Raw genomic sequence first — 18922 nt, forward strand, 5'->3', positions numbered from 1 at the left:
GTATGAATAATAAGAAAGTGCAATTCATATTGAGAGAAAAGGGATAATCCAGACTTTTTTCACAAAAATATGATATAGTGAAAAGAGTACGGTACACACAAAAAGAAAGAAAAGGATTTGTGTATATCTCAATTTTATGTTTTGTTCAGGAGGTATATCGTTTGAAGAAATTATTGCGTATCGTAATGATTACATTTTTAATTTTAGCTGTTGATTTATACGGGAAATTACTCGTTTCACAATATATATTAACCCCATCTCAATCAAAGCAAGAAAATAAAATTGTGAAAAAGAAAAAGCAAATTAAGGAAGACTCCTCAGACACTGTTTTAAATATGATTGGTGAAGACTCTGAAAACTTATTAGCGAAGTGGGGAGAACCCTCTCGAATAGAGCCATCTGCATACGGATATGAATGGTGGGTATACAACCAGGATTTAACTCAGTATGTTCAATTTGGAGTTTCTGAACGTAAAGTTGTAACGGCATACGCAGCTGGTGAACAAGTTAAGGTTCCACCTTATTATATAAATGAAAAATATGAAGAAGTATATAAAAAAAGTCCGCTTTCGCATGAAATTTCATTAAAAAGAGGGAAAAATAGTTATCAATTTGAGCTATCTGATACCGAAGTCATGGAACAACCGTTAATACCTGTAGAAGATGGATGGGCGCAATTGTATTTTGATCAATTTACACATGAGCTTGTTGGTGTTCGTTATATGGATGATGAAACTTTATTACGCCAAAGACCGTATCAGCTCGTTTATTCAGGTGAATTAATAGCAGAACAACCATTGACTCCAGAAAAAATAAAACAAGTAGAAAATGGGAATATGCAACAAATTTTTGATTTAACAAATATCATTCGAAGTCGTCATAAATTACCGTTATTAACATGGGATCAGGAAACAGCAGATGTTGCTGTTGGTCACAGTAAAGATATGAAACACAATAATTATTTTTCTCATGACTCACCTACATTAGGTACACTAGGAGATCGTTTGCAGCGCGGGAAAGTAGGATTTCAACTTGCTGGTGAGAACATAGCGGCGCAACATAGTGATGGAATTGCGGCAGTGCAAGGTTGGTTAAATAGTGAGGGGCATAGAAAGAATTTATTAAATGAACAATTTACAGGATTAGGTGTTGGTGTATACGATAAATTTTATACACAAAACTTTATTCGAAAATAAAGCGAAACTGTAAGCGGTGGGGTGTCACATTACCAAATTAGTTACTTCGTATTCACTGAATTGTAGGTGGGAATCTGACCGTATGCAAATAGCAGAAAAAAAGGTGCATGAATCGTCTAAAAATAGGCGAACCATGCGCCTTTTTTTTCTTACTATATAGTAGATATACATGGAGAGGTGAGGATTATGCCAACAACAAAAGGACCGTTACATCCATCGATTCAACAGTTTAAAGAATTTGTAAACCATCACCCTAAAATGGTTCATGAGGTTAGAAGTGGTCATAAAACATGGCAACAATTTTATGAAGAATGGTACTTACTTGGTGAAGAAGATCCAATATGGGCAACTTATAGACCGGATGGAGCGCCTGCGTTTTCTTCGGTAAAAGAAAATAAAAAAGAAAAAGATAATCGAACTGAAGAGGAAAAAACTGCTGATGTGATGGGGCAAATGCTTTCTTTTTTTAAAAAGTTGGACGTGGAACAAATGCAGAACCATTTAGCCAATGTGACGAGTGCAATTGGGAGCGTGCAACAAGTTATTCAGCAATTTCAAGGTAACCGTACGCAGCAAGAGCAAAGTACTTCAGAAAATAACCCGTTTTTCTTTCAAAAGGATTAGGGGGAAAGATGATGAGAGCAGAAATTATGGAGTTTATAAAGGCTGATGAGGATTTATCTCGCTATATTAGAGAGCAACCGTACTGGTATAGAAAATTAACACGAAATCCTGAAGAAAAAGAGGCTTTTGAGTTAGCGGCGATGCAACATTTCAAAAAAACGATACCAGATAAAGTGGAAAAGTTTCAAAATCAATTGGCCGTTGCTTCGATCATGATTGATATGTTTCAGTATATGAAGCAACAAAATGCAACCTAATTGGAAGTGAAAAATATGTCCGTCATGCAGAACTTTTGTTACAATAGAAGTTGATTATTTAAAAAGGAGTTGCAGCATGACGGAAATTTGTTTAGTACGACATGGACAAACTGATTGGAATTTTCAAGAAATTATTCAGGGGCGAGAAGATATTCCGCTTAATGAAGTTGGTAAGAAGCAAGCGAGTCAAAGTGCAGCTGCTTTACAAGAAGAAACGTGGGATATCATTATAAGTAGCCCGTTAATTAGAGCGCAAGAAACGGCTAATGAAATCGCAACGGCAGTTGGATTACAATCGATTTTATTAGATGAGCGATTTGTTGAACGGAATTTTGGAGAAGCTTCAGGGAAGCCGGTTGCGGCTGTTAGAGAGTTGATTGCTGAGGGTAAAGTAGAAGGTATGGAGCGAGATGAAGAGATTGTAGCTCGTTGCTTTGCTGCTTTAGAAGATGTTGCGACAACTCATTTTGGCAAACGTATTATTATTGTTGCTCACTCACACGCGATAAAAGCGATTTTACATGCCATTGAACCAGATGAAATTACATTTAAGACACCATTAAAAAATGCGTGTATTAGTTATGTGAAACAAAATAGTGGAAAATGGGATGTTCTTAAATATAATATAGCGGAACATATTAATGTATAAGTGTGTACGGATATAGTGTAAAAATAGTTACGTTATATCTTTCTTTTGAGTAAGTCACTTCAATTAGTAGTTCTAATCTAAATGTGGTATGATGGATACTCGGAGGTGTCTCTCATGATTGTAGCGACGCTAGAAAGCGTATTAATATTAGATAAGGCAGAGCAGCTTGCAAAAGCGATTATCTGTTCAGATATAGCAGAAGATTATCGTAAGTATTATAGAGAATTACATGAAGATATGGAACTTCAGACGCTAATTCAGCAATTTACAGCGATGAAAGAACGGTATGAGGAAGTACAGCGTTTTGGAAAATACCATCCTGACTATACTACCGTGTCGATGAAAATGAGAGAATTAAAGCGTTCTGTGGACTTACATGATAAGGTTGCAGCTTTTAAAAGAGCAGAAACTGCTTTGCAGAAGTTATTAGACGAAGTTAGTGTAGCAATCGGTTCGGAAGTGTCTTCTTCCATTAAAGTGCCAACAGGAAATCCATTCTTTGATGCTGGTGGCTGTGGTGGAGGTTGTGGTACTGGCGGAGGTTGTGGTTGTAAAAAAACGGGGTGATGTACCCCGTTTTTTAGAAGTTGGAAGAAAACGTATACAGAGTTTGTCCTGTAATGTTATAAATTTCTGATTGGTTTTCATAGAATATAAAATATATGTTTTTAAAAGGAGAAGATGGAGAAGATTATGTTCGGGCAACGACAAAGTATGATTGTTTATTTACATTCATTGAAACATGCCAAGATTTTAAGGAAATATGGTAACATACATTACATATCAAAACGATTAAAATATGCTGTAGTATATTGTGATATGGAACAAATTGAGCATATGATGCATAAGTTGAACAAACTTCCTTTTGTGAAAAAGATAGAACAGTCGTATCGCCCGTATTTAAAAACGGAATTTGAAAATTCCCGTCCTGATCGAGCAAAAGAATACGATTATAGCTAATAGAAAAAATCCCCTGCTAAATTTAGCCGGGGATTTTTCACTTGAAATAACACATTATTTCATCGGAGGAATGAAATTGTTCATTCGTAAAATACCAATTAAATGATTAAAAAATAGTTCTTTTTCTGGGAAAGTTGTAGATGGTTTTACAGTAAAGGTAGCCACTTTTTTCCCGAGTTGTTCTGCCGTTTCTTCAAATAAAATGACACGTTTACTTTTTTTATTTTCAAATACAGGAATGCCTTCACGACATATGTATAATGGTTGGAAATCACCAGTAGTAGTTGGTTTTAATATTACAACAAGCGAACACACTTTTTTATCGTTTTTTATCGTTTCAAATTGTAACATATGTGCTATACGTTCTTGATTTGTTTTGGCAATTTCAAGTAATTCATATAAATCAGAGTAGCCTTCTCCAAGTTCTATAAAGCGTTGAATCATATCTTTTCCTCCTCTTTCTTTTACTGTACCATTTCACTTTTTAAATGAAAAGCACACAAAGAAAAAAAACCCTGCATAGCAGGGCCCTTCTTATACTAGCATGTACTAGTAAGAAGGCAAAGGGAGAGGAGAAACCGGAGGAAGAACTTATGGGGAAACGTAAGTCTTCTCCGCGGTTGGCAACAACATCGAAGGTGATGTTGTTATAATTATTTATGTCCAATCTAAATGAAGATATACATAATGAAATTAAATTTTATGTTGGGCTTTTTATTTTTCTTTTTTTTATTTTGTGATAGGATAAAAAAGATAAAGTGGAACTAATATACATATTGGGTTCATATTAGTGAATGATGAGATGAATACATAAAAATAACGAGAGGTTATTTGAGGCTGAGTTTTTCTATAGTTAGGTGAATGTGGTTTGTTAACTGTTACCGAAGTGGGAATGGCTTTCTATAATCGCTCGATAGATTGAAATAAAGGTAGTGACAACAGATGAGAGTAGTTTCAGGAAAATGTAAAGGACACCCACTTAAAGCGGTTCCTGGTAATACAACACGTCCAACGACAGATAAAGTAAAAGAATCTATTTTTAATATGATAGGTCCTTATTTTGATGGTGGTATCGCCCTTGATTTATTTGGTGGTAGTGGTGGTCTTGGAATTGAGGCTTTGAGCAGAGGGATCGATAAAGTAATTTTTGTTGATCGGGATAGTAAAGCAATAAAAGTAATTCATCAAAATTTAGAAAGTTGTAGAGTACAGGAACAAGCTGAAGTATATCGAAATGATGCTGAACGTGCAGTAAAGGCGTTAATAAAACGTGAAATGTCATTCGATCTTATATTAATAGATCCTCCATATAAAGAGCAAAAAATTGTATCTTTAATTAGTGTAATGGATCAACATGGATTGCTACATAGTGATGGATTAATTATGGCAGAGCATGGTAATGATGTAGTTTTACCTAATTCAATAGGAAGGCTTGTAAAAGTACGAGCTGAGAATTATGGGATTACTGCAATATCGATTTATAAGTATGAAGGTGAGGGGACAGAATGACAAGTATAGCTATTTCTTCAGGAAGTTTTGATCCAATTACCCTTGGGCATCTGGATATTATTAAAAGGGGAGCAAAAGTATTTGATGAGGTGTACGTAGTCGTTTTAAACAATTCATCAAAAAAACCATTCTTTTCAGTTGAAGAGCGATTAGAACTAATTCGAGAAGCGACAAAGGATATCCCGAATGTAAAGGTAGATTCGCATAGTGGGCTATTAGTAGAGTATGCAAAAATGCGTAATGCAAATGCAATATTACGTGGTTTACGAGCAGTTTCTGATTTTGAATATGAGATGCAAATTACTTCTATGAATCGAAAATTAGATGAAAATATTGAAACATTTTTTATTATGACAAACAACCAATATTCATTTTTAAGCTCGAGTATTGTAAAAGAAGTTGCGAGGTATGGAGGAAGTGTAGTAGATCTTGTACCTCCTATTGTAGAGCGTGCTTTAAAAGAAAAGTTTCAAACCCCGTTAAAGTGAACGGGGTTTTTCTTTATATGTGCGCAAAAATAATAAAATAACATATAAGTATAGACAAAATAATGTAAAAATTGGTCCATAATGTATAAAAGATGTCCAAAGTTCATGTAGTATAGAAGGATGCTCGGATAAAAATACAGGAATATCTTTTGGCATAGGTGAGAAAGAACTCACTTTCTCATAAAATGGTGTCCAAAATACAAATGTAAAAATAGGGGCAAGAATACTTTGAATAATTCGTGCGAAAAAATAGGGTTTAAATCGGATATCTGTTTCAGCTAATATGCTAGCAACTTGTGCCTGAATAGAAAGACCGCTAAATGCTAAAATGAAGCTTGTTACCATAGCTTGTTGTAAGAGTGGTGTTTCATTTATTTGACTAATCATTTGGCTTCCGAGTGTCATTTCGAAAATACCTGATAATATAGGTATACTAAAATCTGTACTTAGTTGGAAGAATGATAAAATATGTTGCATAATAAAAGAAAGAGCTGCTGTAATATGGAATACAGTAATCATTTTATTTAACACAGAGAATAAAATAATAAATCCGCCAATCATAAGTAATGTTTGAATAGAAGAAACAATGGCATCCCCAAGTAATTTACCAATTGGTCTTTTTTCTTGTAAGCGTGTCTCGTGAAGAATTAAAAAAGGGTTTTGAAAGCGACGTTTTTTTGTAGTGTGTGTATTATTTTTGTAAGCGGTATTATCGCCGTAAAAACGCATAATTAATCCGACAGCAAAGTTACTGAAATAATGGGCAGCGGCTAATATAATTCCTAATTTCGGATTATTAAAAAAACCGATAGACACAGCACCGAAAATAAAAAGCGGATTGGAAGAATTTGTGAAAGAAACGAGGCGCTCCGCTTCAATCTGAGTTAAAAGATTGCTTTTTCGTAGTCTAGCGCTTAATTTGGCGCCTGCAGGGAAACCAGAAGCCATTCCCATCGCCCAAACAAATCCGCCTATCCCTGGAACGCGAAAAAGTGGGCGCATGAGTGGTTCTAATATAACGCCAATAAATTTTACAACACCGATACTAATTAGAAGTTCCGCAATGATGAAAAACGGTAGTAGTGAAGGGAATACAACTTCCCACCATATATTTAACCCGCGAATAGAAGCTTGCAAAGCGGCTTGGGGGTGGAGTACAAGAGAAAAGGTTAAAAATAGTGTTGATATGGTAAGGAAAGCGGTTTTCCATTTTTCATACATGTAAGTAAATCCCCCTTTGTCCCAAAAAACGTTCATTTCAGTATACGTGGATACGTAGTGAATTTAGACCATAAGTATGAAAAAGGAATGAAAAAAATTAAAGGGTGAGAAAAATGAAAGAACCAAAGATTGGTTTAGCACTTGGGTCTGGAGGAGCGAAAGGGTTTGCTCATATTGGTGTAATAAAGGTTTTAAGGGAAGCCGGTATCCCTATTCACATGATTGCAGGAAGTAGTATGGGGGCGCTAATAGGTACGTTTTATGCGGCAAGTAGTAACGTTGAAAGATTGTATAAATTGGCATCTGTTTTTAAGCGGAAGTATTATTTAGATTTCACGGTACCGAAAATGGGATTTATTGCTGGAAAACGTGTCAAAGATATGATTAAAATGTTTACATATAATAAAAATTTAGAAGAGTTAGATATCCCGACGGCTGTTGTGGCTACTGACATATTGAAGGGGGAAAAAGTGGTTTTTACAAGTGGGCCAGTTGCAGATGCGGTGAGGGCTAGCATATCTGTTCCTGGAGTGTTTGTACCAGAAAAAATAGATGGAAGATTATTAGTGGATGGTGGAGTCATTGATCGCATCCCAGTATCGGTTGTGAAAGAGTTAGGGGCCGATATTGTTATCGCTGTTGATGTATCTCCAATTAAGGTGAATGGCGATGTTACGTCCATTTATGACGTAATTATGCAAAGTATTGAAATTATGCAGCATGAGCTTGTAATGAATCGGCAAATTGCATCGGATTTAATGATGCGACCAGCTGTAGAGCAATTTAGTTCACGTGCTTTTACAAACATTGAAGACATTATTCGAGTTGGAGAAGTAGAAGCAGAAAAACATGTTTCAAATATTTATTTATTAATTGAGCAGTGGAAGGAGAAACATAATGTTTAAGCGTTTTCGGTTTATATATGCAATCTTAATAGGGGTTATATTGGCGATGTTACTTGTTTACGTGCGTTTACCGTATTATGTAACAAAACCAGGAATGGCTGCCAAATTAGAGCCTTATGTTCAAGTTGAGGGTGGAACGAAAGAATCTGGTGATTTTATGCTTGTTACGGTTTCAATGGGACCAGCAAATGTGGTGAATTTAATAGCGGCACAGTTTAATAAATATACACATATTTCGAAAGCGGAAGAAATATTGCAAAAAGGTGAGAGTGATGAAGAATATCAATTTCGCCAAAATTATGCGATGAAAGATTCGCAAAATGCAGCAATTTATAATGCATATAAACGTGCAAATCGCTCAGTATCTTTTGAAAATAAAGGTGTATTAGTTGCTGGTGTGGCAAAAGGAATGCCGTCAGAAGGAAAGCTTAAGCTTGGTGATGTTATTATAGCTGTTGACGGAAAAATATTTGAAAAGACGGAGCAATTTATTGAATATATGACAGGGAAAAAAGAAAACGATGCTGTAAGTATTGAGTACATGAGAAATGGAAAACAATTGAAAGAGAATTTAAATGTAAAGACGATTCCTAATGGGAATGGACGTGTCGGTATAGGTGTTTCTATCGTTACGGAAAGAGAATTAGTGGTCGATCCGAAAGTGAAAATTAATTCTCATGAAATTGGTGGACCATCCGCAGGTTTAATGTTCACATTAGAAATATATAATCAACTTGTGGAAGAAGACTTAACGAAAGGACATGAAATAGCTGGAACAGGTACAATTAATGAAAAAGGAGAAGTGGGCCCAATTGGTGGTATAAATCAAAAAGTGGTGGCTGCTAGCGATGCCGGGGCTGAAGTGTTCTTTGCGCCAAATGAAAAAGGTGCGGAGAAATCGAACTATAAAGATGCACTTGAGACTGCAAAGGATATTAAAACAAAAATGAAAATTGTACCAGTAGATACGCTGGATGATGCGTTAATATATTTAGAAAAGATGGATAAGGAAAAAACCTCTCTGAAATAGAGAGGTTTTTTATAGGAATTTTGTAGTTGTTTCATCATAGCGAATAGGATGGTGTGTTATATCCTGTTTTAATAGTTGTGTGCGTAACGGTTCGTGCATGATGGAGAAATATACAGAGTTTGCTTTTTTCTCTATATCTAAAGCGGCATGGTCGAATGTTTTTGTATGAGTAAGGATTGGAAGTTCGATTTTTTTCTTGTTTTTTGAAAGGTAAGTTTGTCCTTTTTGTGACATGCCTAGCAGGCGAATATATGGTGCGTGTTGTTCTATATTTGCGCTACGTATTTCCTCTTTTGTTGTGTTTGTTAAAATGTGTGTACAAGCTCTTTGTAATCTAGTCCATGTATAACGTTTTGTTTTTAATGCTTCCATGAATGAATAGAAGGAGGAACTGTTTTGTATTTTTGATAAAATACGATGCTCTAAACCTTCTTCTATTTCATATATATGTCGTAAGTCCCCTAGAGACATCGTCATGAGTCTATATTTAAAAAATGAAAAGTATTGTTCCCAATTATGTAATATCTCGTAGTTTTGTTTGTAATTTGCTAAAAGCGAAGTGGTTGCCTGTGGGAGAAAAGGTTTAATTGTTGTAAATGATCCTTCTTCGCTAAAGAGTTGTTTTCGGATGCTTGTTGCGCTTGCAATATGTTGGTCATTAAATGTTTCATCATGATAATGAGAGGCAAATCTTTTTATAGTTTGAGCTTGTATAGAGCTATTTTGTGACAGAATTGCTTTCATATATTGGAAGCCTAAAATATTATTTGGTTGTGACATATCTATGTTTTTTTCAGATGTTAAAATGTGTGAGAAAGCATCCGATGTTGCTTTTGCATAACTATTACCAGCGTCCATGAATTGTTTTACAAGGTAGTTAAAAGTCTCTTCTTCGTTTTTTTGTACGGAGATGGTATTATAAAAATTTTCGATTTGTCCATCCTCACTACCGAAACAAATTTCAGAAACACGTAGGGCATTTAAAATGGAAATAGCACCATTTGCGAAGGTTTCAGCCTTTTGTGTTGCAAAGACGTATGGAAGCTCTACAACAAGGTCTACGCCGTTTGCTAAGGCCATTTTAGTGCGATACCATTTGGAAATGAGTGCGGGCTCACCACGCTGTAAAAAAGGACCACTCATAACGGCAATTATTATATCAGATTGTGTTAACTTTTTTGTCTGTTGCACATGATAAAGATGACCGTTATGAAAAGGGTTATATTCAACAACAATACCACCAGCTTTTATGGTAATCTCTCCTTTCGATGTAGCATCTTTTTGAAAAACGTGATACTCTATATATTATTTACTATGATGACTTCATTATAGTGTAAAGAAAAAACATTGACAAATATAAAATGGCTAGCTATAATTTTGTTTGTTGCCTTGAGGTGATATGATATGAAATGGTCCATCCATCAATTGAATAAATTGAGAAATAAAGGATTGACATTGGATGAGATGGTAGATGTAAGTGAGCTAAAAGAGGTCGAGAAAGATATTCGTGAAATTAATCCTGTTCATGTAACGGGAAGAGTTGATTTTGGCTCCGGTAAGTTTACGTTTCATCTACATATAACTGGAAGCATGGTTTTACCATGTTCTCGCTCTTTAGTAGATGTGACATTACCATTTGACATTAAAACAACTGAGGTGTTCCAAACTTCACAAGAAGAATTTGAAACTGAAGCTGAAATTCATTCTTTAGAAGGAGAAGTACTTGACTTACTGCCCGTAATCAAGGAAAATATACTTTTGGAGATTCCAATGCAAATTTTCAGTGATGATGTTTCTGGTGGAGCACCGACGCAAGGTCAAGACTGGCAAGTGATTTCGGAAGAAGACAAAGAAAAGACTGTTGATCCAAGATTGGCAGGACTTGCAAAGTTTTTTGACAAATAATCGGAAGACTGGTTCAGGCCTTCATATGAAAATAACTATTTCTTTTAAGGAGGTGGGAAGAATGGCTGTACCTTTTAGAAGAACTTCTAAAACAGTAAAAAGAAAGCGTCGTACGCATTTCAAATTATCAGTACCTGGTATGGTAGAGTGCCCAAGCTGTGGTGAAGCGAAATTAGCTCACCGTGTATGTAAAGCATGCGGTATTTACAAAGGTAAAGAAGTAATCAGCAAGTAATTGCGGGAAAATAAACGCAGAAGATATCTTCTGCGTTTATTTTTTTTGTCTTAATCTTTAGTTGTTGTATTCTATCTTTTCTAGTAACTGCATATGCTTAATAAAAAATGCATAGGGAGGACTAGAGAGATGGCGACAACAAGACAAGATGCTTGGACTGATGATGAAGATTTGCTTCTGGCAGAAGTAGTACTCCGGCATATTCGAGAAGGTGGAACACAACTTTCTGCCTTTAAGGAAGTGGGGAAAAATTTATCTCGTACACCAGCAGCATGTGGGTTTAGATGGAATTCTTACGTAAGAAAGCAATATAAAGAACGTATTGAGGAAGCAAAGCAACTTCGTAAAGTAGAAAATTATGAAGTGAAAGAGACAAAGGTGTTAGAACCTACGTCAATTACGTTGAATGATGTTATTGATTTCTTGCAAAATTATAAAGATGAAAACTCTTTAACAGTGTTGCAACAACAAGTTGAATCATTACAAACAGAAAGAGAGCGTCTTCTGGAGCGATTATCAGTATATGAAGAAGAGTATAGAACACTACTTGATTATATCGATCAAAAAAGAAGTGTAATGGTAGCGGAAAGAAACAATGCTCGCTCGAATGAGAAGTTAGAGAAGCTTAAGAAATAAAAAACAGCTGTTATACAGCTGTTTTTTTATTTCTTAAGCCGATTCTTCGTTTGTAACCGCATTCAAATTTGCTTCTGGCTGCCAAATATAAAAATCTCCATCAGTTACTGATACGGGGTTGAAATTTAATTTATCCCAAAAACCAGCTGAATGAATACGTGCTATCGTTTTAATAGGAAATTGCATTTGTTTCGCATGATTTACAAGCATTTGCCCGAATCCTTGTTTTTGAAAAGTTGGTAATACTTCAAGTTTATAAAGTTCTAGGTAGGGACCTGTAATTTCGAATGGTTCTCCGCCGTTTCTTTTCATATATAGACTCATACGTGCGATTAGTGATCCGCCATAATAAATACCGTAAAATGGAGATTCACTGTCGTTTTCAATAATGTTTGCTTGCAATTCTTCCAGCATAGATAGTTCCTGGGCTCCGCACCCTTTAAATTTTTTGAATTCATCTAACGTTTTATAATTGATGAGCAAGCGCTCAACTTTTGGGAATCCCATTACATCACATCCTTTTCTTGTCTCGTTGAATGCAGAAAAGTAAAAATATTTATAATAATAGTATAACTCATTTTTTTATTTTTATGAAGAAGATAGTATATTTCTTTTTTTATTTTTTTTGAGGATTTGCTAAACTAAGAGTAGAAGCGTATTAATAGGTGGTACATACATAGTGAAAAATGAGAGTATATTTGTTGGGCAGAGGAGCGGAATTATAGGGCGTGCTCAGGTGCTTTAAAAAGATATAAAGGGGGGAAGGCAAGGGCACTTAGTGTGAATTCCTTGTGTGAAAATGAAAATTGGAATTGTCGGACCAGGTGCTATTGGTCTATTGTATACATTTTATTTACAAAAAAATAACCAAGATGTTACGTTGTTTACAAGAACAGCTAAGCAAGCTGAAGAATTAAATGAAATAGGTGTAACTTGTATTAGAGATGGAAGATGTGAAACAGTATATCCATCTGTTTTACCGATAGAAAGTATGGTAGCGCAAAATTTAGATTATATATTTATTGCTGTGAAGCAATATCATATAGATGACGTACTACCGTTTGTGGAAGGGGCATCATCATTAATCTTTTTGCAAAACGGAATGTCGCATCTTCAAAAGATGCTGAACATAGGGAGTAAAAATATAGCTGTTGGTATTGTAGAACATGGTGCGAAAAAAGAGGGAGGGCATATCGTTCATCATACTGGGATAGGGGTAACAAAATTTGGAGTGGTTTGTGGTCAATCTATACATTTTAAAAAAATATTCAATTATTTTCCTGTTGCTTATTTTCCAGTTCAAATAGAAACGGATTGGGAAGAGATTATGCATAAAAAATTAGTAGTAAATGTATGTATCAATCCGTTGACAGCACTATTGGGAGTTAAGAATGGTGAATTAATCACGAATCGTTTTTTTTATCAAATGATGGAGCAAGTGTTTCAGGAGGCAGCATTTCTTATTAGAGGAGAAAAAGAAATGGTATGGCAAATGGTACGAAATGTGTGTGAAGGAACGTCTCGTAATACATCTTCTATGCTAGCGGATGTAAGAGCGAGTAGACAGACGGAAATTAATGCGATTGTTGGATATGTATTAGAAGAAGCTAAGAAACAGCAACGACCAGTTCCGACACTTCAATTTTTGTTCGATGCAATAAAAGGTTTAGAAACAAGAGTATAAGTGTTATTCTTTGCTTTTACGTGAAACATTGACTACAATGTGGATTGGTGAGAGAACTGGATACGAAAGGAAGAATTATATGGAGATAAAAGAAATCTCTGTTCCGCAACAAGGTATTGTAGCGGACTATATGAACGGTAAAAAAGAGATACAGTCATGTTTTGATTATATGTTAACAGAAGATGCTTTTAAACAACGTTTACATGATTTGCGTGAAAGGGAGTTTTTCCGCCAAGATTTAGTAGCGCATTTATTAGAATATAATACAAAATTACAAGCGGGAGAATCTACACTTCAAAATGTAAAAGCGCTTGGAGATGAAAATACATATGTTGTTATAGCTGGACAACAAGCGGGGTTATTAACTGGACCGCTTTATACAATTCATAAAGTTATTTCAATTTTACAGCTTGCAAAGGAAAAGGAAGAAAGTTTAGGAGTTAAAGTTGTCCCTGTCTTCTGGATTGCGGGTGAAGACCATGATATGGATGAGATTAATCATACTTTTGTAGCGAAAAATAAAAAGATGAAAAAAACTATTTTTTATGACCGTAATCCGAAAAAGGCAAGTGCTTCTGAGTCTGAACTTTCTGTTGAAGATTGTAGAAATTGGATTGAAGAGATTTTTAAAACATACCCAGAAACAAATTTTACAAAAGATGTATTAAAATTTGTTGATGATGCTTTGAAAAAATCGAATACGTATGTAGATTTCTTTGCTCATCTTATTACGAAAATCTTTGCTAATTCTGGTTTAATCCTTGTTGATTCACATCATCCTGAATTAAGAGAGTTAGAAATTCCATTTTTCAAGCGAATTATAAGTAAGTATAAAGAGGTACAAAAGGGCCTTCGTAATCAGCAGGAAGTAATTAAAGAACTAGGATACAAACCGATTATTGAAACGAAGTCTCATGCAGTGCATATATTCATGGAAATAGATAATGAACGAGTATTGCTTGAAGAGCATCAAGGGAAGTTTGTTGGAAAGGATGGGGCGCATTCCTTTTCATACGAAGAGTTGATTGAAGAGATGGAGAGAAATCCGGCACGTTTTAGTAATAATGTTGTAACACGTCCTCTTATGCAAGAGTATGTATTTCCTACGCTCGCATTTATTGGAGGTCCAGGGGAATTAGCTTATTGGAGTGAATTACAACAAGTATTCCATACTGTCGGTTTTCAAATGCCACCTGTCGTTCCTCGTCTTACAATTACTTATGTGGAGAGAGATATAGCGACAGATTTATTCGATCTGCAATTGAGAGAAATTGATCCGTTTTTAAATGATGTCGATAAACTGCGTGAAAACTGGTTGTCTAATCAAATAGAGGAACCGATTGATGATCATTTTGAAAAGGCGAAAAAAGAAATTGCCGATATTCATACATCTTTACAGCAATTTGTAAAGAAAATAGAGCCAGGGTTAGGTGCGTTTGCAGGGAAAAACGAATTGAAAATTAATGAACAAATTGAACTGTTGGAAAGAATGTTGAAAAGAAATGTTGAGAAAAAGTATGAGGTTCAGCTAAATAAATTCCGCCGTATACAATTCGCACTTCGTCCATTAGGTGCACCGCAAGAGCGTGTGTGGAATGTATGTTATTATTTAAATCAGTTTGGTTTGGATTTCGTTGATCGTGTAATGGAAAACCCTTTTTCTTGGGACGGAAAACATCATGTTATAAAACTATAAAATCTTGCTCTTTGGAGCAGGATTTTATTTTTATTCCGTTGAATTTACTGTGAAGTGATTTTTTTCTGAATTATCAATCAAAAAATGTTAGATATGGCAATTGTGTTGGATACTTAAATATATGACAAAATAGCACAAAATGTAAACGTATTATTCGCTTTTTCGACAGTTTTTTATTTAAATTCCCGCAAAAGATGATAAAATTTAGTATATAATAAAAGAAAATAGCGATTTGTATAGTATGTTGCCTTTGTTGGTAAGTTAAATGAGTCGTTCTTTCGTATTATTTCATTCTCTAAGCGTGAAATATGTGTTTAGAGGAAGGGATACATTCAACATAATTAATTGGAAAAAGAGTAGGTGCAACAATGTTTAAACACGTAACAGTGCTTTTAAAGGAAACAGTAGACGGCTTAGATATAAAGCCAGATGGTACATATGTAGATTGTACACTGGGGGGAGGAGGACATAGTTCTTATTTATTATCCCAATTAACTGAAGGTGGAAAATTAATAGCGTTTGATCAAGATGAGATAGCGATTCAAAACGCGAAAGAAAAGTTCTCTTCATACGGTGAACAGTTTATAACAGTAAAGAGTAACTTCCGTTATTTAGCTGAAAAACTGCAGGAAATAGGTATAACAGAAGTAGATGGTATTTTATTTGATTTAGGTGTTTCATCCCCACAATTAGATACACCAGAACGAGGCTTTAGTTATCATCATGATGCACCGCTAGATATGCGGATGGATCAAGATGCCCCATTAACAGCGTATGATGTTGTAAATAGCTGGTCATATGAACAACTTGTAAGGATTTTCTTCCAATACGGTGAAGAGAAATTTTCAAAACAAATTGCAAGAAAAATTGAAGCTTATCGTGAGAATAAAGCTATTGAAACGACAGGAGAATTAGTAGAGCTAATTAAAGAAGGTATTCCGGCTCCAGCTCGTAGAACGGGTGGGCATCCTGCTAAGCGAGTGTTTCAGGCAATTCGTATAGCTGTAAATGATGAATTAAAAGTATTTGAAGAAGCATTGGAATCTGCTATTGAGATGGTTAAGCCAGGTGGAAGGGTTAGTGTTATAACATTCCATTCATTAGAAGATCGTATTTGTAAAACAACGTTTAAGCGAAATAGTACAACGCCACAATTGCCGCCAGGATTACCGATTATTCCTGATGAATTTAAGCCGAAATTAAAGCTTATTACAAGAAAACCGATTTTACCTTCTGATATAGAGCTAGAAGAAAATAATCGTGCGCGTTCTGCGAAGTTGAGAATCGCTGAAAAACGATAAAAGGGAGAGAGAGGTATGACTAATTTAGCTGTAAAGTACAAACAACAAGCGCAAGAAGAGGTGCAAATTCAAACGCCCCCACAGCAGATGGCTAAGCCGAAGGTTAAAGCAAAAATTACAAGAATCGAAAAACTGTTGTATGTAGCGTTTATTGGCTTTTTATTGTATGCCTGTGTCGCGTTTATTGGAAATAAAGCAGGCCTTTATCAAGTTAATGTAGAAGCAGCGACGATAGAAGAAAAAATTGTACAGCAGCAAAAAGAAAATCAAGAATTACAAGCTGAAGTAGAGAAGTTAAGTCGCTATGAACGAATCGCTGAAGTTGCAAAAAAACACGGGCTAGAAATTAATGCGAATAATGTGAAAGGCCTCAAATAAGGCAATAGGTGTGAAGGAACGATGAAGAAGAATATGACTAAATTTCATACCAATAAGGGAGCAGGTTATTTTATGATATTTTTCCTCCTGCTCTTTTTGCTGTTATTAGCCCGATTTTTTTACATACAATCAACAGGAACAGTTCATAATCAGGATTTAGATGCACTTGCTAAACAAAAGCATAGTAAAAAAGGAGTTCTTGAAGCGAACCGAGGAACCATTTATGATCAAAACGGTCATGTGTTAGCGCAAGATGCAAACTCTTACAAAATGGTAGCTGCACTAAAAGGTGCTAACTCAGTTGAGAATAAAGAAGATACTGCAAAGAAAATTGCAGGAGTACTTGGAAAAGGCGAAGAGGATATTTTAGCTTCTTTAAATAAGGAAGGTAGAAGTCAAGTCGAATTTGGAACGTTAGGCAAGGATTTGACGAAAGAAAAGAAGGAACAAATAGAAGCGTTGAAGTTGCCGGGAATATCTTTTATTACAGAAAATGCAAGGGTGTATCCAAACGGTGATTTTGCATCTTACGTTATAGGTCATGCAAAACCAAATGAGAATGGAACCTCGGTAGGTCAATTTGGCATAGAGAAAAGCTTGGATAAATACTTAAGTGCTTCGAACGGAGAAGTAGCGTATACAGGTGATCGTAAAGGTGTGTCCCTTGATGGTGGAAAAGTTAATGTAAAGGCACCTAAAAATGGAGATAACGCGTATTTAACAATTGATCAACGTGTCCAAAGTTATTTAGAAGACGCGATGAAAGCAGCAAGTAAGCAATATGAGCCAGAAAGTTTAATAGGGATTGTTGCAGATCCGAAAACTGGGAAAATATTAGCGATGTCTACTAAACCTAGTTATGACCCTAATGATCGTCAAATTAAATATTTCTTCAATGATGCAATTGCCAATGCATTTGAACCTGGATCAACAATGAAAATTTTCACGTTAGCGGCAGCCATTAATGAAGGTGTGTACAAAGGGCAAGATTATTATCAGTCCGGGACATATCAAGTCGGAAATAGGAAAATAAAAGATCATAACGGTGGTGCTGGTTGGGGCTCTATCACGTTTGATGAAGGGGTAGAGCGTTCTTCAAACGTAGCGTTTGCAATTTTAGGAGATCAAAAACTTGGTCCAGAACGTTTCCGAAAATATATTCATAGTTTTGGATTAGATGAAAAAACGAACATTGATTTATCAGGTGAAGGATCGAATACAATTTTATTTGATCAGCAAATACAACAAGTGACAACAGCTTTTGGACAAGGTTCCACTGTAACACCAATTCAGCTTGTACAAGCTGCAACGGCCATTGCAAATGATGGGAAAATGATGAAACCTTATGCAATTGATAAAATTGTAGATCCGATAACAGACAAAGTAAAATTAGAACATAAGCCAGAAGAAGTAGGAAAACCTGTTACAAAGGAAACAGCAGCGCAAGTAAGACAATTATTAGAACGTGTTGTTACATCTCCGAAAGGTACAGGGACAGCTTATAAAATTGATGGATATTCAGTTGGTGGTAAAACAGGTACAGCGCAAATTCCGGATGGAAAAGGCGGCTATATGACAGGGAGACAGAATTATATATTCTCATTCTTAGGTATGGCACCAATGGACGATCCACAACTTGTTGTGTATGTAGCTGTTAAACAGCCGAAATTAAAAGATGATGAGAACGGTGCACAACCGTTAGCTGATATTTTTAAATATGTAACAAAAAATAGTTTAGAGTATTTAAAGATTAAGCCAAATGAAGTGAAAGATCCGAAAAAACATCTGAAAGAACAACAAACTACTGTTCCGGATGTAAATGGTAAAACGATGGCTGAAGCGGGGAAAGCGATTGATAAAGCAAAACTTCGTCCAATCGTACTAGGTGAAGGGAAAGTACAGCAACAAGTACCAAAAGCGACTGAACAAACATTAAAAGGCGACCGAGTCTTCTTGGTAGGAGATAAGCCTACAATGCCAAATATACAAGGATGGGCACTGCGTGATGTTATGAATTTAGCGAAGACATTACAGCTTAACTTGAAACCTTCTGGTACAGGATACGTAACAGAACAAAGTGTGGCGGAAGGAACATTATTACAACCTGGTACAGAATTAGGTGTCACACTCGTACCGCCACTCGAACCACAGCAAGAAGCAGAAAAGCCGTAATGGTAAAAGAGAATAAGTTCTAATTAAATAAGTACAAGCATATATTGGAACAAGCTAGGCGTAAGGGAGGCTTGTT

Annotated in this window: 22 protein-coding genes; 18 read left to right on the plus strand and 4 right to left on the minus strand. The window is 35.6% G+C overall.

Annotated elements, in window-relative coordinates:
• Positions 1-161 precede the first annotated feature (161 nt).
• From MR169_RS10150 to MR169_RS10175, 6 genes are all read left to right on the plus strand, one after another.
• Positions 162-1196 carry a CAP domain-containing protein gene (locus tag MR169_RS10150; protein ID WP_242319349.1) on the plus strand — a complete coding sequence of 345 codons (1035 nt, stop codon included), beginning with the start codon at positions 162-164 and terminating at the stop codon, positions 1194-1196.
• Positions 1197-1382: 186 nt separating this feature from the next.
• A complete protein-coding gene (locus MR169_RS10155; protein ID WP_001143324.1) occupies positions 1383-1820 on the plus strand; it encodes a YlbD family protein in 438 nt (145 codons plus the stop codon).
• Positions 1821-1831: 11 nt separating this feature from the next.
• Positions 1832-2077: a YlbE-like family protein gene (locus tag MR169_RS10160; RefSeq protein ID WP_001200990.1), complete on the plus strand. Its 246-nt coding sequence runs from the start codon at positions 1832-1834 to the stop codon at positions 2075-2077.
• Between the two features lie 76 nt (positions 2078-2153).
• Complete coding sequence (locus MR169_RS10165) at positions 2154-2726, plus strand: histidine phosphatase family protein (protein WP_000134947.1); 573 nt, start codon at positions 2154-2156, stop codon at positions 2724-2726.
• Positions 2727-2840: 114 nt separating this feature from the next.
• Positions 2841-3293 (plus strand): YlbF/YmcA family competence regulator, encoded by a 453-nt coding sequence (locus MR169_RS10170; protein ID WP_000634366.1) that lies wholly within the window; start codon positions 2841-2843, stop codon positions 3291-3293.
• Positions 3294-3419: 126 nt separating this feature from the next.
• Positions 3420-3686: a YlbG family protein gene (locus MR169_RS10175; protein ID WP_002082261.1), complete on the plus strand. Its 267-nt coding sequence runs from the start codon at positions 3420-3422 to the stop codon at positions 3684-3686.
• 54 nt (positions 3687-3740) lie between these two features.
• Here the strand turns inward: MR169_RS10175 and MR169_RS10180 are convergent, their stop codons facing one another.
• Positions 3741-4130, minus strand: coding sequence for a DUF7147 family protein (locus MR169_RS10180; RefSeq protein ID WP_000616017.1), 390 nt, complete (start codon positions 4128-4130; stop codon positions 3741-3743).
• Between the two features lie 498 nt (positions 4131-4628).
• Here MR169_RS10180 and rsmD point away from each other — a divergent pair, with 498 nt between their 5' ends.
• Together rsmD and coaD are read left to right on the plus strand one after the other, a co-directional pair.
• Positions 4629-5195 (plus strand): 16S rRNA (guanine(966)-N(2))-methyltransferase RsmD, encoded by a 567-nt coding sequence (rsmD, locus tag MR169_RS10185; RefSeq protein ID WP_001266981.1) that lies wholly within the window; start codon positions 4629-4631, stop codon positions 5193-5195.
• Positions 5192-5683, plus strand: coding sequence for a pantetheine-phosphate adenylyltransferase (gene coaD / locus MR169_RS10190; protein WP_000200601.1), 492 nt, complete (start codon positions 5192-5194; stop codon positions 5681-5683). The genes rsmD and coaD overlap by 4 nt, the downstream gene beginning before the upstream one ends.
• On the opposite strand, the gene ylbJ is transcribed toward coaD, so the two are convergent.
• Positions 5675-6904, minus strand: a complete 1230-nt coding sequence (gene ylbJ / locus MR169_RS10195; protein WP_044795376.1) for a sporulation integral membrane protein YlbJ — start codon at positions 6902-6904, stop codon at positions 5675-5677. The two genes, coaD and ylbJ, sit on opposite strands and share 9 nt — an antisense overlap.
• Positions 6905-7017: 113 nt before the next feature.
• On the opposite strand from ylbJ, the gene MR169_RS10200 reads away from it, so the two are divergent.
• Positions 7018-7809, plus strand: a complete 792-nt coding sequence (locus tag MR169_RS10200) for a patatin-like phospholipase family protein (RefSeq protein ID WP_000662590.1) — start codon at positions 7018-7020, stop codon at positions 7807-7809.
• Positions 7802-8839 carry a SepM family pheromone-processing serine protease gene (locus tag MR169_RS10205; protein ID WP_000476294.1) on the plus strand — a complete coding sequence of 346 codons (1038 nt, stop codon included), beginning with the start codon at positions 7802-7804 and terminating at the stop codon, positions 8837-8839. Before MR169_RS10200 ends, MR169_RS10205 begins: the two co-directional genes overlap by 8 nt.
• Positions 8840-8848: 9 nt before the next feature.
• On the opposite strand, the gene MR169_RS10210 is transcribed toward MR169_RS10205, so the two are convergent.
• Complete coding sequence (locus tag MR169_RS10210) at positions 8849-10030, minus strand: nucleotidyltransferase (protein WP_242319350.1); 1182 nt, start codon at positions 10028-10030, stop codon at positions 8849-8851.
• A 213-nt stretch (positions 10031-10243) separates the two neighbouring features.
• Here MR169_RS10210 and MR169_RS10215 point away from each other — a divergent pair, with 213 nt between their 5' ends.
• From MR169_RS10215 to MR169_RS10225, 3 genes are all read left to right on the plus strand, one after another.
• On the plus strand, positions 10244-10744 hold the full coding sequence (locus MR169_RS10215; RefSeq protein ID WP_000872149.1) for a YceD family protein: 501 nt from the start codon (positions 10244-10246) through the stop codon (positions 10742-10744).
• A gap of 61 nt (positions 10745-10805) precedes the next feature.
• Positions 10806-10979, plus strand: a complete 174-nt coding sequence (gene rpmF, locus MR169_RS10220) for a 50S ribosomal protein L32 (protein WP_242319351.1) — start codon at positions 10806-10808, stop codon at positions 10977-10979.
• A 129-nt stretch (positions 10980-11108) separates the two neighbouring features.
• Positions 11109-11615, plus strand: a complete 507-nt coding sequence (locus MR169_RS10225; protein ID WP_000246468.1) for an RsfA family transcriptional regulator — start codon at positions 11109-11111, stop codon at positions 11613-11615.
• A 33-nt stretch (positions 11616-11648) separates the two neighbouring features.
• On the opposite strand, the gene MR169_RS10230 is transcribed toward MR169_RS10225, so the two are convergent.
• Positions 11649-12122 carry an N-acetyltransferase gene (locus MR169_RS10230; RefSeq protein ID WP_000506695.1) on the minus strand — a complete coding sequence of 158 codons (474 nt, stop codon included), beginning with the start codon at positions 12120-12122 and terminating at the stop codon, positions 11649-11651.
• A gap of 292 nt (positions 12123-12414) precedes the next feature.
• Between MR169_RS10230 and panE the strand changes: the two genes are divergently transcribed.
• The 5 genes from panE (at position 12415) to MR169_RS10255 (ending at position 18846) form a co-directional block, all read left to right on the plus strand.
• Complete coding sequence (panE, locus tag MR169_RS10235) at positions 12415-13299, plus strand: 2-dehydropantoate 2-reductase (protein WP_016118560.1); 885 nt, start codon at positions 12415-12417, stop codon at positions 13297-13299.
• 79 nt (positions 13300-13378) lie between these two features.
• A complete protein-coding gene (bshC, locus tag MR169_RS10240) occupies positions 13379-14995 on the plus strand; it encodes a bacillithiol biosynthesis cysteine-adding enzyme BshC (RefSeq protein ID WP_193533122.1) in 1617 nt (538 codons plus the stop codon).
• Positions 14996-15363: 368 nt separating this feature from the next.
• Positions 15364-16296, plus strand: coding sequence for a 16S rRNA (cytosine(1402)-N(4))-methyltransferase RsmH (gene rsmH / locus MR169_RS10245; RefSeq protein ID WP_000472508.1), 933 nt, complete (start codon positions 15364-15366; stop codon positions 16294-16296).
• Between the two features lie 15 nt (positions 16297-16311).
• The gene (ftsL, locus tag MR169_RS10250) at positions 16312-16674 is read left to right on the plus strand and encodes a cell division protein FtsL (protein ID WP_000182804.1); all 363 of its coding nucleotides are present in this window, start codon (positions 16312-16314) and stop codon (positions 16672-16674) included.
• 21 nt (positions 16675-16695) lie between these two features.
• Entirely contained in the window at positions 16696-18846 is a 2151-nt protein-coding gene (locus MR169_RS10255) for a penicillin-binding protein (RefSeq protein WP_000739958.1), read from the plus strand.
• Positions 18847-18922 lie beyond the last annotated feature (76 nt).

Origin of the sequence: Bacillus cereus group sp. BfR-BA-01349 (assembly GCF_022663795.1) — a bacterium.
GTDB classification, from domain to species: domain Bacteria; phylum Bacillota; class Bacilli; order Bacillales; family Bacillaceae_G; genus Bacillus_A; species Bacillus_A cereus.

Excerpts from the sequence above, each read along its gene's own strand:
- bshC (WP_193533122.1), top strand. The coding sequence starts at position 13,379 with ATGGAGATAAAAGAAATCTCTGTTCCGCAACAAGGTATTGTAGCGGAC.
- MR169_RS10200 (WP_000662590.1), top strand. The coding sequence starts at position 7,018 with ATGAAAGAACCAAAGATTGGTTTAGCACTTGGGTCTGGAGGAGCGAAA.
- MR169_RS10230 (WP_000506695.1), bottom strand. The coding sequence starts at position 12,122 with ATGGGATTCCCAAAAGTTGAGCGCTTGCTCATCAATTATAAAACGTTA.
- MR169_RS10225 (WP_000246468.1), top strand. The coding sequence starts at position 11,109 with ATGGCGACAACAAGACAAGATGCTTGGACTGATGATGAAGATTTGCTT.
- MR169_RS10155 (WP_001143324.1), top strand. The coding sequence starts at position 1,383 with ATGCCAACAACAAAAGGACCGTTACATCCATCGATTCAACAGTTTAAA.
- MR169_RS10165 (WP_000134947.1), top strand. The coding sequence starts at position 2,154 with ATGACGGAAATTTGTTTAGTACGACATGGACAAACTGATTGGAATTTT.
- rsmH (WP_000472508.1), top strand. The coding sequence starts at position 15,364 with ATGTTTAAACACGTAACAGTGCTTTTAAAGGAAACAGTAGACGGCTTA.
- MR169_RS10180 (WP_000616017.1), bottom strand. The coding sequence starts at position 4,130 with ATGATTCAACGCTTTATAGAACTTGGAGAAGGCTACTCTGATTTATAT.
- panE (WP_016118560.1), top strand. The coding sequence starts at position 12,415 with ATGAAAATTGGAATTGTCGGACCAGGTGCTATTGGTCTATTGTATACA.
- MR169_RS10175 (WP_002082261.1), top strand. The coding sequence starts at position 3,420 with ATGTTCGGGCAACGACAAAGTATGATTGTTTATTTACATTCATTGAAA.
- coaD (WP_000200601.1), top strand. The coding sequence starts at position 5,192 with ATGACAAGTATAGCTATTTCTTCAGGAAGTTTTGATCCAATTACCCTT.
- rsmD (WP_001266981.1), top strand. The coding sequence starts at position 4,629 with ATGAGAGTAGTTTCAGGAAAATGTAAAGGACACCCACTTAAAGCGGTT.
- MR169_RS10160 (WP_001200990.1), top strand. The coding sequence starts at position 1,832 with ATGAGAGCAGAAATTATGGAGTTTATAAAGGCTGATGAGGATTTATCT.
- ftsL (WP_000182804.1), top strand. The coding sequence starts at position 16,312 with ATGACTAATTTAGCTGTAAAGTACAAACAACAAGCGCAAGAAGAGGTG.
- rpmF (WP_242319351.1), top strand. The coding sequence starts at position 10,806 with ATGGCTGTACCTTTTAGAAGAACTTCTAAAACAGTAAAAAGAAAGCGT.
- MR169_RS10205 (WP_000476294.1), top strand. The coding sequence starts at position 7,802 with ATGTTTAAGCGTTTTCGGTTTATATATGCAATCTTAATAGGGGTTATA.
- MR169_RS10255 (WP_000739958.1), top strand. The coding sequence starts at position 16,696 with ATGAAGAAGAATATGACTAAATTTCATACCAATAAGGGAGCAGGTTAT.
- MR169_RS10215 (WP_000872149.1), top strand. The coding sequence starts at position 10,244 with ATGAAATGGTCCATCCATCAATTGAATAAATTGAGAAATAAAGGATTG.
- MR169_RS10170 (WP_000634366.1), top strand. The coding sequence starts at position 2,841 with ATGATTGTAGCGACGCTAGAAAGCGTATTAATATTAGATAAGGCAGAG.
- ylbJ (WP_044795376.1), bottom strand. The coding sequence starts at position 6,904 with ATGTATGAAAAATGGAAAACCGCTTTCCTTACCATATCAACACTATTT.